At 33.2% G+C, this 16585-nt stretch carries 19 protein-coding genes; 16 read left to right on the top strand and 3 right to left on the bottom strand.

What is annotated here, in order from left to right:
* Window positions 1-53 precede the first annotated feature (53 nt).
* Both NK213_RS04005 and NK213_RS04000 read right to left on the bottom strand, forming a co-directional pair.
* On the bottom strand, window positions 54-629 hold the full coding sequence (locus NK213_RS04005) for a DUF4865 family protein (RefSeq protein ID WP_253346940.1): 576 nt from the start codon (window positions 627-629) through the stop codon (window positions 54-56).
* Between the two features lie 51 nt (window positions 630-680).
* Complete coding sequence (locus tag NK213_RS04000; RefSeq protein WP_371926365.1) at window positions 681-941, bottom strand: winged helix-turn-helix transcriptional regulator; 261 nt, start codon at window positions 939-941, stop codon at window positions 681-683.
* Window positions 942-1154: 213 nt separating this feature from the next.
* Between NK213_RS04000 and NK213_RS03995 the strand changes: the two genes are divergently transcribed.
* From NK213_RS03995 to NK213_RS03940, 12 genes are all read left to right on the top strand, one after another.
* On the top strand, window positions 1155-1676 hold the full coding sequence (locus NK213_RS03995) for a nitroreductase family protein (RefSeq protein WP_253346938.1): 522 nt from the start codon (window positions 1155-1157) through the stop codon (window positions 1674-1676).
* Window positions 1677-1801: 125 nt separating this feature from the next.
* Entirely contained in the window at window positions 1802-3487 is a 1686-nt protein-coding gene (locus tag NK213_RS03990) for a VWA domain-containing protein (RefSeq protein ID WP_253346936.1), read from the top strand.
* Between the two features lie 310 nt (window positions 3488-3797).
* Window positions 3798-4793, top strand: coding sequence for a LacI family DNA-binding transcriptional regulator (locus NK213_RS03985; protein WP_253346935.1), 996 nt, complete (start codon window positions 3798-3800; stop codon window positions 4791-4793).
* A 219-nt stretch (window positions 4794-5012) separates the two neighbouring features.
* The gene (locus NK213_RS03980) at window positions 5013-5945 is read left to right on the top strand and encodes a sugar phosphate isomerase/epimerase (RefSeq protein WP_253346933.1); all 933 of its coding nucleotides are present in this window, start codon (window positions 5013-5015) and stop codon (window positions 5943-5945) included.
* A 41-nt stretch (window positions 5946-5986) separates the two neighbouring features.
* Complete coding sequence (locus tag NK213_RS03975) at window positions 5987-7015, top strand: substrate-binding domain-containing protein (protein WP_253346930.1); 1029 nt, start codon at window positions 5987-5989, stop codon at window positions 7013-7015.
* A gap of 73 nt (window positions 7016-7088) precedes the next feature.
* The gene (locus NK213_RS03970) at window positions 7089-8585 is read left to right on the top strand and encodes a sugar ABC transporter ATP-binding protein (protein WP_253346928.1); all 1497 of its coding nucleotides are present in this window, start codon (window positions 7089-7091) and stop codon (window positions 8583-8585) included.
* On the top strand, window positions 8578-9567 hold the full coding sequence (locus NK213_RS03965; RefSeq protein ID WP_253346926.1) for an ABC transporter permease: 990 nt from the start codon (window positions 8578-8580) through the stop codon (window positions 9565-9567). Before NK213_RS03970 ends, NK213_RS03965 begins: the two co-directional genes overlap by 8 nt.
* A 16-nt stretch (window positions 9568-9583) precedes the next feature.
* Complete coding sequence (locus tag NK213_RS03960) at window positions 9584-10717, top strand: Gfo/Idh/MocA family protein (protein ID WP_253346924.1); 1134 nt, start codon at window positions 9584-9586, stop codon at window positions 10715-10717.
* A 229-nt stretch (window positions 10718-10946) separates the two neighbouring features.
* Window positions 10947-11504, top strand: a complete 558-nt coding sequence (locus NK213_RS03955; protein ID WP_253346922.1) for a hypothetical protein — start codon at window positions 10947-10949, stop codon at window positions 11502-11504.
* Window positions 11505-11663: 159 nt separating this feature from the next.
* Entirely contained in the window at window positions 11664-12068 is a 405-nt protein-coding gene (locus NK213_RS03950) for a DUF3592 domain-containing protein (RefSeq protein ID WP_253346920.1), read from the top strand.
* Between the two features lie 33 nt (window positions 12069-12101).
* The gene (locus NK213_RS03945) at window positions 12102-13040 is read left to right on the top strand and encodes a DKNYY domain-containing protein (protein WP_253346918.1); all 939 of its coding nucleotides are present in this window, start codon (window positions 12102-12104) and stop codon (window positions 13038-13040) included.
* A gap of 36 nt (window positions 13041-13076) precedes the next feature.
* Window positions 13077-13610: a hypothetical protein gene (locus NK213_RS03940; RefSeq protein ID WP_253346909.1), complete on the top strand. Its 534-nt coding sequence runs from the start codon at window positions 13077-13079 to the stop codon at window positions 13608-13610.
* A gap of 56 nt (window positions 13611-13666) precedes the next feature.
* Here NK213_RS03940 and NK213_RS03935 read toward each other — a convergent pair whose 3' ends face one another.
* Window positions 13667-14104 carry an SRPBCC domain-containing protein gene (locus tag NK213_RS03935; RefSeq protein ID WP_253346907.1) on the bottom strand — a complete coding sequence of 146 codons (438 nt, stop codon included), beginning with the start codon at window positions 14102-14104 and terminating at the stop codon, window positions 13667-13669.
* 160 nt (window positions 14105-14264) lie between these two features.
* Between NK213_RS03935 and NK213_RS03930 the strand changes: the two genes are divergently transcribed.
* From NK213_RS03930 to NK213_RS03915, 4 genes are all read left to right on the top strand, one after another.
* Window positions 14265-14996: a DKNYY domain-containing protein gene (locus NK213_RS03930; protein ID WP_253346905.1), complete on the top strand. Its 732-nt coding sequence runs from the start codon at window positions 14265-14267 to the stop codon at window positions 14994-14996.
* Between the two features lie 27 nt (window positions 14997-15023).
* Window positions 15024-15545: a hypothetical protein gene (locus NK213_RS03925; RefSeq protein ID WP_253346903.1), complete on the top strand. Its 522-nt coding sequence runs from the start codon at window positions 15024-15026 to the stop codon at window positions 15543-15545.
* A gap of 169 nt (window positions 15546-15714) precedes the next feature.
* Window positions 15715-16155, top strand: coding sequence for a MarR family winged helix-turn-helix transcriptional regulator (locus tag NK213_RS03920; RefSeq protein WP_253346899.1), 441 nt, complete (start codon window positions 15715-15717; stop codon window positions 16153-16155).
* A 65-nt stretch (window positions 16156-16220) separates the two neighbouring features.
* Window positions 16221-16538, top strand: a complete 318-nt coding sequence (locus NK213_RS03915; RefSeq protein WP_253346897.1) for an MATE family efflux transporter — start codon at window positions 16221-16223, stop codon at window positions 16536-16538.
* Window positions 16539-16585: the final 47 nt, after the last annotated feature.

Here is a 16585-nt window from a genome sequence, read left to right as displayed (position 1 = left end):
GAGCCGGTTTTTACTGTAAAAGTCATAAATAAATATTATATTCCGAAATAGAATTATTTCGAAGATTCAATATCTGATTTTTTGCCGTCATCAGATATATGAAGAATTTCATAATAATTTCCTTTTTCCAGATAAAGTCTGTCTATTTTGTCAGTAAATAAAAAAATAGAAAATCTCCATGTTTCAGGATTATAAAGGGCGAGAATTCCCAGATGATTATTAAAACCTGCTGTTTCGGCAATAATCCTGTCTTTTATGGAAGTGAGACTTCTGGCAGGCTTTATATGCTGCGTAAATTCAAATACATACTTGGAATTCTTAATATCATCACTAAAATCATAAAATAAAGGTATACCTGTATCTATATTCTGCCATCCGAAAGACTCCAGTATGTTGTCATAAAATCCCTCAAAAAGAAACTTGTTCATTCCAGAATGATTTTTCCAGAGATATAACGGAGCATAAGAATTCTGATGATTACCATTAATGTTTTTTTCTGTAATCAGATAAAACTTAAATTTTAAAGAGTGAAAACCGTCTGTTTTATAGCCGTTGTTTTTTACTCTTTCTCTTATAATATCCATGTTATAATCACTTGGAAGATTAATTTTATACTGCATTCCAATCATTGATACCACACTCCTAAAAATGAATTTAATGTTATTTTCTGCTGAATAAGACTAAGTCCACTTTTTTCCCCATAATTTCATTTCATTAATAATATTGTTAAGATCCTTTCCTTTGTCAGTCAGTGTATATTCCACTGCCGGCGGGATAGTAGGATATACTTTTCTGGTAAGGATATTATTTTTTTCCAGTTCCCTCAAACAACTGGTCAATGTCTTCGGGCTGATATTATGAAGCGACTTTCTGATTTCACCGAATCTCATGGTACCGTCAAATAGATGCCTGATTATTAAAAATGACCATTTTCCGCCAATTACATTGAGTGCTTTTTCTACATAACACTGAAAGCTGTCTGGGCATTTGGAATCTTTTTTTCCACATTTTCCTCCTATAGTTTCCTTTTTATAGTGAATATATTTATGATATTGAATATCTTTTTTGTAATTATATGGTAAAAATGTAACTACTTGTAATTATATACTGACCATGTTAGGATGTCAATATAGATTTTTATAAGGAGGGAAAATATGGATTTTAATGAACTTGCGAAACAAAGATATGCGGTAAGGCAGTATAAACCTTTGAAAGTGGAAGAGGAAAAAATGAAAAAAATTATAGAGGCAGGCTGGGTTATTCCAACTGCAAAAAATCTTCAGCCGCAGAGATTTCTTGTAGTGAATGATGAGAATGAACTGGTAAAATTTGATAAAGTAACGAGATATCACGGAGCTCCCCTTGTCATAATAGTTTGTTCAGACCGTGAAACTGCATGGCGCCGTCCATATGACAATAAAGACACAATGGATATAGATGCAACAATAGCAACAACTCACATGATGATGGCTGCACAGGATCTGGGGCTTGGCTCATGCTGGATAACATATTTTGATCCCGAAGCTTTGAAAAAAGAGTTTAATATTCCGGATAATCTTGAAGCAATAAATATTCTGGAGATAGGTTATGCAGATGGAGAGGCAAAATCTCCTGACAGACATAAAGAGATGAGAAAACCCATTGAGGAAATTGTTTTTTATAATAAATTCAAATAGGTATTAGAAAAAAGGAAAATTGACTGTGGTGATTTTCCTTTTTTGAATAAAAATATAAAACTTCACATAGAGTTCACACGGAAAAGTTATAATTTTACAAAGAATAAATAAAAAAGGAGATGATTATGAAGAAAAAGACAATGTTATTTTTATTGGGAGCATTAATTTTTTTATTCAGCAGCTGTACAATGACAGATAGAAAAGAAGTAGTGGTAGTGCAGCAGGTAATGGTGGAAAAGCCTGTAGAAAAGATTGTATATGTGGACAGGGTGATTTCAACAGGAAAAATAGAATCGAATGGTGATGTACTGATTGGAAGTAATTCAGCAGTTACTATTGTTAATGCCAAAGGTGCAACAGCAGATTTGAGAAGTGAGTATTCTATAGGGACAGAATCATATTCAGAGATAAATGAAAATGGATTTATAGATGCCAAAACATCACCATTATCTACATTTTCAATTGATGTAGATACAGCTTCATATACGAATGTACGCAGAATGCTTATGACACAGGGAAAAATGCCGCCGAAAGACTCTGTAAGAATAGAAGAAATGATAAATTATTTTTCTTATGATTATAAAAAGCCTGAAAAAGAAAACGGTAAGTTCGGGTTTGATTTTGAAATGGGTGATTCCCCGTGGAATAATAAGAATAAAATATTAAGAATAGGAATACAGGGGGAAAACCTCAAAGAAGACAAGAAACCAAAAAGTAACCTCGTATTTTTAATTGATGTGTCAGGTTCTATGAATCATAGTAACAAGCTTCCTCTTTTGAAGGAATCATTTAAAAAACTGGTGAATAATCTTAATTCAGAGGACAGAGTATCAATAGTAGTTTATGCAGGAAATGCAGGAGTGGTACTTGAACCTACTTCGGGAAAAGAAAAAGATAAGATAATAGAAGCACTGGATAACCTTAGTGCAGGAGGAAGCACAGCCGGGGGAGAGGGCATAAAGAAAGCTTATGACCTTGCAGTGAAGAATCTTATTAAAAACGGCAACAACAGAGTAATACTGGCAACAGACGGAGACTTTAACGTAGGAGTGACTTCGGGAGCAGAGCTGGAAGGGCTTATCGCCTCTTATAAAAAGAAAAATATCTATCTGACAATTCTTGGCTTTGGAATGGGGAATTATAAGGATGATACAATGGAAAGACTGAGTAACAAAGGAAATGGAAATTACTTTTATATAGATAATCTGAAAGAAGCAGATAAGGTTTTTGATCAGGGACTTATGGGAACTCTTTATACAATAGCAAAGGATGTAAAGATACAAATAGAGTTTAACCCTGCTGTAGTAAAGGAATACAGACTTATAGGCTATGAAAACAGAAAGCTTGCCAATGAAGATTTTAAAAATGATAAAAAAGATGCCGGAGACGTGGGATCAGGACATCAGGTGACGGTTCTTTATGAGATTGTTCCAAAAAACGGCAATTCTGAAACTGATGTAGATAAACTGGTATATCAGGATTCCAAAGTAAAGAACAGTTCTGATATAGCTACATTCAAGCTGCGTTACAAAGAGCCTGACGGTGATAAGAGCAAGGAATTAAAAGAAGTATTGAAACAGGATATTTATAAAAAGAATAATACAAATGATTTTAATTTTGCTGTATCAGCAGCTGAGTTCGGGATGCTGCTGAGAAATTCAGAACATAAAGGGAATCTTACATATGAAGATGTGCTGAAACTGGCAAAAAATAATAAAGAAAATGATAAATACGGATATAAGGCAGAATTTATCCAAATGATAGAGAAAGCCGCAGAAATAGAAAAAGCATCAGAAAATACAAAAAAATAAATTTATAAACAGTCTGTTAAATTAGATATCATAACAGACTGTTTTTTTGAAAAAATAATAAAAAAATTTTTTTTATTTTATTTTCAAATATAGAAAAACCTAATGAAAACAGCTGTATGACGGACTTAGTGCAAGAACAGGTATTTTGCAGATTTATGAAAAAAATTATTGAATTACGTAGAAAATACAAAGGAAAACAGATGTTTTTTCATAAAAATCAGAAATATAAAATTATGACTTGACATTTTGGAAAATTAGGTTAGAATATATTATAGTTTTTGAAAAGGTTTACAAAAAATGGTGATTGATTATGACAGGAATTAAGAAAGTAGCCAGTCTTGCTGGTGTATCTACGGCCACTGTATCAAGGGTCATTAATAAAAATCAGAATGTTTCCGAGGAGAAGAGAATAAGAGTTCAGAAAGTTCTTGATGAACTTAACTATGAGGTAAATTATCATGCGAAATCTCTTCGTGAAATGAGAACAGGAATGCTTCTTTTCATTGTAACTAATATTTCAAACCCGTTTTATGCAGAAGTGGTAAAAGGGGCGGAAGAATATGCCAAGACTAAAAATTATAATGTTTTAGTATGTAACGGCTATTTTGACCGTGATATAGAAAGAAAGTATTTTAAGTTCATAGAAAATAAACTGGTTGACGGGGCATTTATAATGGATCTTGCTATTGAGAAAGATTTTTTGAAGGATTTTTCCACAAAGTATCCTATTATCCAATGCAGTGAATTTTATGACGACATAGGAGTTCCCTTTGTCTCGATAGATCATGAGAAAGCAGCTTTTGAAGCAACAAGTTATCTGTTGGAAACAGGTTTTGACAAAGTCTTTTATGTACAGACATATGAGGATTTTATTTTCGATAAATTAAGATTCACAGGGTATAAAAGAGCCCTTGAGAAGTATGGAAGACCATTTGATGAAAGATTTGTCATAAAAACAGATTTTAATTATAACGGAGGAATCAATGCTGCTAAGCAGATACTTAAAACTAAGGTGAAAAAAGCCGGGATTTTTACAGTATCAGATATGATAGCGATAAGCATGGTGAATTATCTCAACTATAAAAATGTCAAAATTCCAGAGGAATTTTCAGTAATAGGTTTTGATAATATAGAACTGTGTAATGCCACTTATCCCGGTATTACGACAATTCATCAGCCGAGAGTAAAGATAGGTAAAGAAGCCTGTAAGTTGTTAATAAACAGAATACTTAAAGTAAATGCTTCTGATACAATACCGAATAAATTTTTACCGCATAAGCTTATAAAAAGAGGAACAACTTATTAACATATATAATAAAATATATTGCTCTGCATATTAGGTGCAGAGTGATGTAAATCAGCCTTTACTTTGCATTAATATAAAACATCTTTGGAGCTGCACGATGAAAAGATTCAGGATATTTTTAATAAAAAAAATGTAGTCAAAGGAGGATTGGTAATCTATTTTCAAATTTGTAAAGCTTTACAAAAAATGAAAAAACAGAACGAATGAAGGAGAATTAATATGAAACTATCGTATTTAACAGCCTGCTTTAACAGCTTATCTTTAGAAGAAAAGGTAAAATTTGCAGTGGAACAGAAATTTGACGCTATAGAGCTTTCATGCTGGCCTATGGTAAATGACAGGGATTATTCAAGTACTGATATTGATGTTTCAAGATTTGACAATAAAGTCAAAGAAGATGTACTGAAATTAATGGAAGAAAATAATCTGGAGATAGCATCTCTTGCTTATTATGACAACTGTCTTCATCCAAATCCGCTGGTAAGGGAAGAGAATGTAAAGCATCTCTATAATGTAATAGAAACTGCAGGGAAACTAGGCGTAAAATTCGTGGGAGCTTTTGCAGGGAGAAATCTGGATATCAGCTTTGAAGAAAATTTCACAGAATTTGGAAAGACATTTCCAAATATAGTGAAATATGCTGCGGACAGAAATGTAAATCTCCTGATAGAAAACTGTTCTATGCCGGGATGGCACAGAGAAGGCTGGGGAGCTACTATATCTTATTCACCTGAATTATGGGACAGAATGTTTGAGATTATACCTGATGAAAATTTCGGGCTGAATTTCGACCCTTCACATTTAATATGGCTGGGAGTGGATTATATTAAGGCATTAGTAGATTACAAAGAAAGAGTGCTTTATTTCCATGCTAAAGATACAAAAATATTTGAAGAAAAGAGAAGCCATTACAGTATATTCGGCAAGCAGCTGGATAAGGAAAGCGAATGGGACTACGGATGGTGGCAGCACAAGATACCCGGAGGAGGAAGCATAGACTGGCAGAAAATATACCAGACGCTGAGAGAAATAGGGTATGACGGTTATGTAAGTATAGAACATGAAGACTTGAATTACTCTGAAAATGACGATGCAATAAAACTAGGTCTGATAAAGGGTAAAGCATTTTTAGATTCAATATTCAAAAAGTAACAGGTAACAAGCTAAAACAATAAAAATTTGGAGGTAACAATATGAAAAAAATAATGTTTCTTTTATTTTCTCTACTGCTTTTGGTTTTAACTGTTTCATGCGGGGGTGAATCAAAAGGAGGAGCAGAAGGAGCAACAGGTGCAAAAACTGAAAAGAAAAAAGTACTTGGTATAGTAATGCCAAATGCAACTCACGGATTCCTCGGTGAGAGTATTAAGCATGCTGAGGCGGAAGCTAAAGCACTTGCAGAATCTCAAGGGTTTGAGTATAAGTTTTTGACTTCAAGCGAGGCTTCAGAGCAAAATAACCAAATGGATACCCTTATTAATGAAAAAGTAGATGCTATAGTGCTTTGGCCGCATAACGGAGACGAGCTTCGTTCTACAGCACAGGCAGCTATGGATGCAGGAATTCCTCTAATTGTATATGACAGACTGATAAATAATTTTACACCAACTGCCACTGTAATGGGAGATAATACAGGGATCGGAGAAATGACTGGAAATTATCTGAATAAATATTTTGAAGAAGATTTGAAAAACGGAGAAGTTTTGGTTCTTGAATTTCTGGGGGATAACTCTACTGTACCTCAGCAAAGACATGACGGATACATGGCAACAGCAAATAAAAATTTGAAAATAGTACAAAGCTTTAATACAAACTGGCAGAGACAAAAAGCTCAGGAACAAATGGAAAACTTCCTGAATACTTCAAAACCTGAAGATATAGAAAAAATCAAAGCTGTAATAACTCAGGATGATGAAGTGGAAATGGGTGTTCTTGATGCGATCAATGCATATAAAGGGCCTGCTAAACTGAATATAAAATTAATCACAGGAGTAAGTGCTAGAAAAGAAAATCTTGATACTTTTGAAAAAGAAAAAATAGATCAGGTAACATATGCATTTTCACCGGCAATGGTAAGAGAAGCAGTACAGCTTGGAGCTGATGTGCTTGCAGGTAAAACACTTGAAAAAGCATATATTATAAAAACAGTAGAAGTAGACAGAAATAATGTAAATGATTTTAAAAACTCAGATATTTATAAAATCAGATACAGTATTCAGTAATAGAATATTTTAGGATTTTGAAACAAGAAATATAAAGCTGATAAATGATCTTTACTTAGAAGGTTGTGAAATAATGTTATTGGAGATGAAAAATATATCAAAATTTTTTGGTCCGGTAAAAGCTTTATCAGGGGTTGATTTTTCTGTGCAAAATGCATCTATACACGGACTGCTCGGTGAAAACGGTGCAGGGAAATCTACCCTTATGAATATTTTATCAGGAACAATACCTCTCTCTGAAGGTGATATTTATTTTCAGGATGAGAAAATAGATGAGATGACGACTAATAAATCAAAAAAACTCGGGATTCGTTTTATACATCAGGAATTAAACCTTATTAATGATCTGAAAGTATATGAAAACCTTTTTTTAAGCGAGGAAATAAAAAATAAGTTCGGATTTCTCGATAAAAAAACAATGATTGAAAAATCACGGGAAATAATAAAAAAGTTAAAAATGAATATAAATCCTGAGGAGATAGTGGAATATCTGGATATGCCTCAAAAGCAGATGATAGAAATAGCAAAGGCATTATTATTTGATTCAAAGCTTATAATAATGGATGAGCCTACTACAGCCCTTACAAATAAAGAAATAGACTCGCTTTTTGATATAATGAGATTTTTGAGGGATGAAGGAGTAAGTATTATTTATATTTCTCACAAAATGCCGGAACTTTTCAGTATTTGTGATGATTATACAGTGCTTCGGGACGGCAGATTTATACAGACAGGAAAGTTTTCTGATATAAATGAGAAAATGGCAACAGAACTTCTGGTAGGAAGAAAGCTCGTGGAAGATGAGCTGGAAGCAGGGGATATTCCGGATATACCTCTTTTGAAAATAAATAATTTTTCTGGGAAAACTTTTAAGAATATTAGTTTTGATGTGAAAAAAGGAGAGATAATAGCAATTACCGGTCTTTACGGAGACGGAAGAGCAGAACTTGCCGAAGCGCTTTTCGGGGCTTATCCTCTGGATGAAGGGGAAATGTACCTGAATGATAAGAAAGTAAACATGGCTTCTATAAAAAATGTAATATCAAGCGGTATTTCCCTTGTTCCGAGAAACAGAAAAGAAAAGGCCATAATAAAAGATATGAGTATTCAGGATAATTTATCCATTGCTGTCTTTAAAAATATGCACAAAAAATTATTTATAAGCAAAAATGAGGAAACAGAGAGATATTATAAAAATAAAGAACTTATAAATATAAAAGCAGATAATCCCTCGGATCTGATAACGTCACTGAGTGGTGGAAACCAGCAGAAAGTGATTATTTCCAGATGGCTGGAGCTGGATTCTGATGTGTACATACTGGACAATCCTACACAGGGAATAGATGTGGGAGCTAAATTTGAGATATATAAAATAATGCATAATCTGGCTGCCGCAGGCAAATCTGTTGTTGTATTCAGTTCGGAGTTCCCAGAAATATGGAAAACTTCCCACAGATGTATCGTTATGTATAAGGGAAATATAAATACTATTTTGGACAGGGAAAATCTCACTGAGGAAAATATAATGTACTATGCAACAGGTTCAAATTTGGAGGTAAAAAATGACTAATGGCGGAAAACAAATGTCTTTTCTTAATAAAGCAAATTTCAGTAAAACAAATTTACAAAAATTTTATAGTAATTACAGTTATCTTGTTTCATTTTTGATACTGTTTTTTATAGCCACTATTATAAATCCCAGATTTTTATCATATACCAATCTGAGTACTCTTCTTAAACAGGCTGCAATAATAGGGATAGTAGCATTAGGGATGAATCTGGTAATTATTGCCGGAATGATAGATCTGTCTGTGGGGTCACTGGTGGCGCTAACAGCAGGACTTGGTGTAATAGTGCTGAATTCCACAGGAAGTATATTTCTTACATTGATATTTTGTCTTGCATTCGGAACTATCCTTGGCGGAATTAACGGAATCCTTATAACAAAAGGAAAAATAGCACCATTTATAGTAACACTTGCCACAATGTCGGCTTTCAGATCGATTATTGTACAGCTGGGGCAGGGAGGGCCGTTTAACGTAGGAGAAAAATCCTATAATACTTTCCGTCTTATAGCAGCAGGTGAAACGCTGGGAATTCCCAACCTTGCAATTATATTCGTAATTACTGCGGTTATTATTTCCATTGTAATGAATAAAACGAAGTTCGGGAGATATGTTTATGCTGTGGGAAGTAATGAAAATGCAACAAAACTCACAGGTATAAATGTAAATATGATAAAAAATGCAGTTTTCTGTATTACAGGACTGCTTTCAGGACTTTCGGCTTTTCTTCTTTCATCAAGACTTACGTCAATAACAGCACCTAATGCAGGTCTGGGGTTCGAGCTTGACGCAATAGCCTCTGTAGCAATAGGGGGAACAGCAATGAACGGAGGAAGAGGGAAAGTTTTCGGAACATTTCTCGGGGCAATAATGCTGCAAATGATAAATAATATACTGGTTATTGCTAATATACCGCCGTTTTTGGAAGGACTCGTAAAAGGGATCATTATTATAGTCGCTGTATTATTCCAAAGTAAAAATAAGTGACGAAGGGAGATAAAATATGAAAACTTATAAAGCGGGAGTAATAGGAACAGGTTTTATCGGAGTAGCACATGTGGAAGCACTTAGAAGACTGGGAAATATAGAGGTAACAGCAATTACGGATACACAGGATCACAAAATAAAAGCTGAAATGATGAATATACCGAATAGTTTCGCCGACTATAAGGAGATGATGGATACACTTGAGCTGGATATGATCCATATCTGCACACCAAATAATACACATCATGAAATAGCTATGTATGCAATGAAAAAGGGAATAAATGTAATATGTGAAAAACCTATGACAAAAACAGCCGAAGAAGCAAAAGAGATGTGTGAGTATGCAAAAGAACACAATATAGTAAATGCAGTGAATTTTCATAATCGTTTTAATCCTATGGTTCATCAGATAAAAAGAATGGTGACTGCCGGGGAACTTGGGGATATTATCTCTGTTCACGGAGGATATGTGCAGGACTGGCTTTTGCTTGAAACGGATTTTAACTGGAGAATAAACAGCAAGGAATCAGGGCAGACGAGAGCTGTGGCTGATATAGGGTCGCACTGGATTGATACTGTGGAGTATGTTACGCAATTGAAAGTTACTGAGGTTTTTGCGGAATTTCTTACATATCATAAGACAAGAAAGAAATTTTTGAAACCAGTGGAAACTTTTTCCAAAGCACAGGCAGATGCAGAATATGAGGAAGTACCTATAGATACAGAAGATATAGCTGTAGTAATGCTGCGGTTTGATAACGGAGCTGTGGGAAATGCTTTTATTTCTCAGATGTTTTCAGGAAGAAAGAATAAAATATCAATATTTCTTGGAGGAAGCAAGCAGTCAGCCGAATGGGATTCAGAAAGACTGAATGAAATGATAATAGGCGAAAGAGATAATTTTAATAAGATATTTGATAAAGATCCGGCAATACTCAGTCCGGAGACACAGAAAATAGTAGATTATCCCGGTGGACATGTAGAAGGATTCCCGGATACTTTTAAGCAGTGTTTCAGACAGGTGTACAGCAGTATTGCAGATAAAGGAAAGGTTTATGACTTTGCTACTTTTGAAGACGGATACAGACAGATGATCCTTGAGGAAAAAATCTTTGAGAGTGCAAACAACGGGAAATGGGTTAAGATATAAAGATATTAATATGCTCTATCAAAATTTTAATAAATAAAAAGGGAATCGGCGGTTAGCGTCGGTTCTTTTGATTTTTATGCGGGAAGTATTAATTATATGAGATAAAGTTTTGGGATTTTTGGGAATAATGTTAAAATAAACTTAGCAGGGATAGATTTTATTATATTTTTATGTGTTTGGGCAGAGAAGATAGGAATTTATTGAAAAATTATTTGTGTAAGGGGAAGATATGAAAGAAGTGAAATTTAATTACTGTAACAGGTTTATTCTTCATTTTATCTGGTTTGGGATGACTCTTGCGGGTTTTGCGGGATTTATACTTCTTTTCAGAAACTGGCTGAGGACATTGGGAATAGAGCCGAATGGACGTTTTATATCAGAATGGTGGTTTGAACATAAAGCTGTGTTTGTTTTTGTATTATTCGGCATTCCTTGTATAGCTTACTGTGTGATATTTTTAGCGTGTATGGTTTTCGCAGTAACTATTCAGAACAAGAAAGGGAAATGTGTATTTTATGATGATTTTTGTGTGTTGTTTTTGGGGAGAAAAATTCGGATAAATTATGCAGATATTAAGAGTATTAAGTATGTACGTGTGTTTACTCCGCCGGCTTATCTGGGACGTACTCCGTATAAGCTTATAATAAAAAACGGGAATAAAAAAATAAAGGTGAATATGTCTTTGAAAGAGTCATGGTTTAATCGGAGAAATAAGGTTACGCTGGAAATATTTTATAAACAGTTAAAGAATAAACGACAAGATTTTTTATCACAGAAGAAAATATAAAATTTTTAAAATTATTTGATTTAATGGGAAATAATGATATCATATAAGTATATAAAAGATTTAGGAATTATATACGAAGAAAACTATATTATTATAAATATTGCTTAAAATAGAAAAATCTTATAGAATAATAGTAAATACTAAACAAGGATGTGGAAAATGGAATTATACAAAATAATAGTAATAGTGGGCTGCTTTCTTCCGGGCATAATATTTCTAACAGTAAGTATTATTGGATTTAGACGGGATAATTATATAAAAACAAGGGGGATACCAGTTCAGGCAGAAGTGGTGGAAATAATGAGAAACGGGAAGAATTACAGGCCTGTGGTGGAATATCGGACTTCTGAGGGAATAATAAGGGTAAAAAGCCTCTATTCAGGAAGCGGTGTGTTTTTTAACTTTAAGGCTGGGGATAAAGTAAATATTTTTTATGATGAAAATAAGCCAAAAAGTTTTCGGTTTGAGAATGACAAGATTGGAATGTTTTTGTGGGGGCTGTTCTTCTTTTTAGGGATAATGGGTCTTATAATGTCGTGTTTTATTCCGTTTGTGTTAGTTTAAGTGATTCAAAAGCAGAAACAGAAAGGAGGAAAAATGAAAAGAATAGTTATTTTAGCGTTATTTTTTAGTATGGTGCTGTATCCGGCAAGCTTGAAAAGCGGTCTTTATAAGGCAGAGTATGATTATTCAGCACTTCCTGAAAATACGTATATTACTGAAAAAATAGTTCCTTGTGAGGGGATTGGCAAAAATGCTATTATGAGAAGATATAAATGCGGGGATCTGAAAATATTTAAAGATGGCAAAACTGTGTTTCTTGAGGTAAAGAGCTATATGGATACCGGTAATTTTGTATATATGAACACAGGAAAGTATCTCACAGAATTGACAGAACAGAAAGACGGCATATACTACGGTAAAAATGATTATATAGATTTTTATGTGAAGAAAATAAGTAAAGATGAACTGGAAATTACAATTGTTTCAAGAATAAAATATTCTTCCACTGAATTTCCCATGCGCGGCGGAGCCTATGTGCCTGAGGGGAGCGACAGGATGACTTTCAGATATAAGAATAAAGTTACAGAAAATGATAAAAGTCAGGCTGAAGAATCGGCAGGAATTTTTGAGGATACTGTAAAAGAAATGGGAATAAATTACGGAAGTTACAAAAAACTGGAAGGTGAAATATATTATTCTGATAAAAAAGTAGATAGTGCGGATTTTGACAGTTTTATGGTTTATAAGAGCAATACTTATTCTGCCATGGTATTTTCAGACTATGCCAAAGATAAGAACGGTATATTTTATGCGGGGAAATTATGGAAAGAAGCGGATTATAATTCATTTCAATTTTTAGGGGAAAGTTATTCCAAAGATAAGAATAATATTTATTACAGTGGTAAAAAAATAAATGGAGCAGATATTGATACTTTTGAGATAATAAACTGGGCATATGCCAAAGACAAGAAATATGTTTATCTGAAAGGTGAGGTAGTAAAAGGGCAGGATCCGGCTAAATTTAAATTATAATAAGAATATTCAAGATAAAAATAATCAGGAGGATATATGAAAAAGGGACTTTTTTTAGTGATGTTTCTAAGTGTACTGTCGTATTCCGCAGGCTTGAAAAGCGGATTATATATTACAGAAGAACCGCAGTTTGATTCTTTGATGATAAATTATAACAGTTACGGTGATTTGAAAGTATTTAAAGACGGGAAAACGGTTTTTCTTTCAGTGAAAATATGGAGAGATACAGCTAATTGGAAAACAGGGAATACGGGACTGTATCTGCTTGAACTACAGGATCGCGGAGATGGTACATATTACGGGAAAAATAATTTTGTGGAATTTTATGTGAAAAAAGCAGATTCTGATAATAACAAACTTGAGATCAATATTGTATCAATGGATATGTTTTCAAAAATAAGTGATTCCCGTATTATAATGAGTGACCGTGAGACATTTGCTTCGGACAAAAATAAGAATCTGGTTCTCAGATACAGCAGGGAAATTACCAGTGATGAAGAGAAAGAAGCCAAAAATAGAATTGAAACTTTTAGAAAACAGCTTGAAAGTAAGAGAAATATCCAAAAGTGAGATAAAAAGAGAGAGCGTATGCTCTCTTAATTAATTTATATATATTTGGATACAGGCTAGATAATCAGCCCGGTACGTAATGTATTGACTCCATTTTCTAGGTAGGCTTTCAGGCAGGTAAGCATATACACCCATCCCTCTTTATTCTTGAGGAGCTCGTCTGTGAGATTTTCATTTTCCTGCCAGCCTTCTTCAAGGGTGGTTACTATTGTGGAAGAATTATCCAAAATTTCAAAGAGTATAGTATTAGTGCGTTTTTCTTCATCCGATCCCCATTCAAAAACAATCTTTTTTTCTGGTAATACTTTAACTATAAATATATCAAATTCTGCAGTATATTCATCATAAGTAAGGGTAACAGTTTTTCCTGTTTCCCATTTGCATGAACTGGCAGTAAACCAGAAGTTACCGATTTTTTCCGGATTCACAAATGCGTCAAAAACTTCAGAAACAGGTTTTAGTATTTTCATTTTTGATTTTAAAATGATTTCCATATTTTTCCTCCGTTAATTTATTTTTTATATTGATCAGATGAATTATAACACAGGAGTATTAGTTTTTAAAGAAAAAATAGTACGGTAAAAGTGCTTGCATATAATTTTATTTAATGTTTTAATATATTTAACTTAAAGAAAAAATCTTAAAGGAGGTTTTATGAAAAAAATTATTTTTTTATTATCATTATTAATGTTAGTATTTAACGTTACATATACAGAAGAAACTGATATAGAGGAAATATTATACAAACAATGGGATTTTTCAGTGAAAGACGGAAGTGTTTATTATGGGAAACAAAAGATACCTAATTTGGATTATTCAAGTTTTGAGAAATTAAATGATTATTATCTGAGAGATAAAAATGGGATTTACTCAGCAAATTCAACAATAATTGTTACAGGGTGGGAAACTCTTGCTGATTATGAAAATTTTCAGAATGAAAACTGGTATGAGGATAAAGAAATTAAGCAGTGGTATGGGCTTGAAATGGAAGCAGAAAAAATTTCACAGATCGGGCAGAACAATTATGTCTTGGACGGGCAGTATATATTTGGAAACGGTTATGCGGTGAATAGGGGGGAAGTGATATATTCCAGTGAAAATTCGGCGTTTAGGATGGATATGAGAACATTGAAAATAATTGATACAGATTTGTTACAATGCGGCGAGAATGATTTTGAGTGTAAGCTTCACAGAAATATACTGGTGAAAGATAAAAACGGTGTCTATGGGATAATAGACGGGGCTGACAGAACAAAGGTCTATAGGATAAAGAGCGTTAATGCTTTGAGTTTTGAAAAAATAGGGACTCGTATTTATAAGGATAAAAATAAAACATATACTTTAGAGGATATAGATAAGAAAGCTGTCAGAGTGAAGGGGAACTAAAGAATATTTTTTAGGAAAAGAGAGAAAATGGAATATGTTATAGATGTATTAAAAGAAACTCTGAATGAAGAAGAAGCGGGGTATTATTACAGAAAATCCATAGTTGAAATGAATGAAGAAGAAAGGATGCCATATATGGAAAATGAGATGAAGTATTTGGCATTTTTTCGTGAACTATTTGAATTGAATGATCAGGAATTGATAATTAGAATAAATTTTATTTGCAGTTCAGATATTGAAGAATTTTTTGATAACGAGAAAGATGATTTTATTAATGAGATAAAAAAAGTAGGAATTGAAAATATAATGCTAAAAAAAGAAGTAGTGATAAGAGAATTTGATGATATTGTTCATTTTATAAAATTAAGCTACAGGGATTTCAGAGCGGGGTTCGGCAAAGTAGAACTTTGGTATAACAATCTTGATTTGAAAATATCTTCAAACTCTGATTATATCTATATTTTGGAAACTTTTAACGGAGTAAGTGAAGTGCTTGAGGAAATTAGTGGAAGAAATGCAGTATATATGAAAAAAATCAATACTTTATAAAAATATTTAAATAAAAAATAAAGTGAAAAGATGACAAGGGAAAGTATTTAACAGCGGGAAGTAAAAGGTTATTTCCTTTATAAAAAAATATTTTAAAATAAATATTGACAAAGTAGAATTCTACCTATATAATAATGGTAGAATTCAACCTAAATAAAGAAGGTGAAATATGAAAAAGAAATTTCAGGAATTTGACTATAATTTCTATATAAGAGGTATTGGTCATAATATGCGGTATGCAAATGATCAGTCACTTACAGGATATGACATTACAAATCAGCAAGCACGTTTATTGGGAGAAATATATGACAGGCTGGAAAGTAAACTGGAGATAAGCCGTCGTATTTTAAGCGAGGCAATGGGATTAAGCGGGCCTTCTGTTACCAGTCTTTTGAACGGACTTGAGAAAAAAGGCTTTATTATACGTCATGCTGGCAATGAGGACGGGCGTACCATGCAGATAGAGATAACGGATAAAGCACAGAAACTCGTGGATGAAACAGAAGATATATTTGCAGGAACTGAAGAGAAACTGCTGGATGATTTTTCAGAAGAAGAGAAGAAAATATTCTTGAAATTACTAAAGAAAGCTTATAAAAATCTGAGTTAGTATTTTTAGACAGTTTTTTTATACATATAGGTAGAATTCGACTTATTTTTAAAGGAGGAATTAAAATGAATAATGAAAATAATGCTTTATATTATCTTGAAAAAGCGCCGGTATCTAAGGCAATTGCACATATGGCGGTTCCGATGATATTAAGTATGGTTATTAATATAGTTTATAATATAACTGATGCATTTTATATAGGAATACTGAATAACACTGCGATGCTTGCAGCAGTGACTCTGGCACTTCCATTTACGACGGTTCTTATGGCTCTCGGTGAAATTTTTGGAACAGGGGGAAGTACATATATTTCACGTTTGCTTGGTGAAAAAGATACAGAGAAAGTGAAAAAGGGGGAGTGTGCAAGAAAGTCTGTAAATTAAATCTGATATAATAAAAGATTTGTTTTTCATATATTGATTTATCTATT

Source organism: Sebaldella sp. S0638, from assembly GCF_024158605.1.
In the GTDB taxonomy this organism is placed as follows: domain Bacteria; phylum Fusobacteriota; class Fusobacteriia; order Fusobacteriales; family Leptotrichiaceae; genus Sebaldella.
The sequence above is the reverse complement of the archived record's forward strand: the minus strand, read 5'-3'. Positions and strand labels throughout refer to the sequence as shown.

Coding starts and splice junctions, on each gene's coding strand:
- NK213_RS04005 (WP_253346940.1), bottom strand. CDS start 629: ATGATTGGAATGCAGTATAAAATTAATCTTCCAAGTGATTATAACATG.
- NK213_RS03995 (WP_253346938.1), top strand. CDS start 1,155: ATGGATTTTAATGAACTTGCGAAACAAAGATATGCGGTAAGGCAGTAT.
- NK213_RS03990 (WP_253346936.1), top strand. CDS start 1,802: ATGAAGAAAAAGACAATGTTATTTTTATTGGGAGCATTAATTTTTTTA.
- NK213_RS03985 (WP_253346935.1), top strand. CDS start 3,798: ATGACAGGAATTAAGAAAGTAGCCAGTCTTGCTGGTGTATCTACGGCC.
- NK213_RS03980 (WP_253346933.1), top strand. CDS start 5,013: ATGAAACTATCGTATTTAACAGCCTGCTTTAACAGCTTATCTTTAGAA.
- NK213_RS03975 (WP_253346930.1), top strand. CDS start 5,987: ATGAAAAAAATAATGTTTCTTTTATTTTCTCTACTGCTTTTGGTTTTA.
- NK213_RS03970 (WP_253346928.1), top strand. CDS start 7,089: ATGTTATTGGAGATGAAAAATATATCAAAATTTTTTGGTCCGGTAAAA.
- NK213_RS03965 (WP_253346926.1), top strand. CDS start 8,578: ATGACTAATGGCGGAAAACAAATGTCTTTTCTTAATAAAGCAAATTTC.
- NK213_RS03960 (WP_253346924.1), top strand. CDS start 9,584: ATGAAAACTTATAAAGCGGGAGTAATAGGAACAGGTTTTATCGGAGTA.
- NK213_RS03955 (WP_253346922.1), top strand. CDS start 10,947: ATGAAAGAAGTGAAATTTAATTACTGTAACAGGTTTATTCTTCATTTT.
- NK213_RS03950 (WP_253346920.1), top strand. CDS start 11,664: ATGGAATTATACAAAATAATAGTAATAGTGGGCTGCTTTCTTCCGGGC.
- NK213_RS03945 (WP_253346918.1), top strand. CDS start 12,102: ATGAAAAGAATAGTTATTTTAGCGTTATTTTTTAGTATGGTGCTGTAT.
- NK213_RS03940 (WP_253346909.1), top strand. CDS start 13,077: ATGAAAAAGGGACTTTTTTTAGTGATGTTTCTAAGTGTACTGTCGTAT.
- NK213_RS03935 (WP_253346907.1), bottom strand. CDS start 14,104: ATGGAAATCATTTTAAAATCAAAAATGAAAATACTAAAACCTGTTTCT.
- NK213_RS03930 (WP_253346905.1), top strand. CDS start 14,265: ATGAAAAAAATTATTTTTTTATTATCATTATTAATGTTAGTATTTAAC.
- NK213_RS03925 (WP_253346903.1), top strand. CDS start 15,024: ATGGAATATGTTATAGATGTATTAAAAGAAACTCTGAATGAAGAAGAA.
- NK213_RS03920 (WP_253346899.1), top strand. CDS start 15,715: ATGAAAAAGAAATTTCAGGAATTTGACTATAATTTCTATATAAGAGGT.
- NK213_RS03915 (WP_253346897.1), top strand. CDS start 16,221: ATGAATAATGAAAATAATGCTTTATATTATCTTGAAAAAGCGCCGGTA.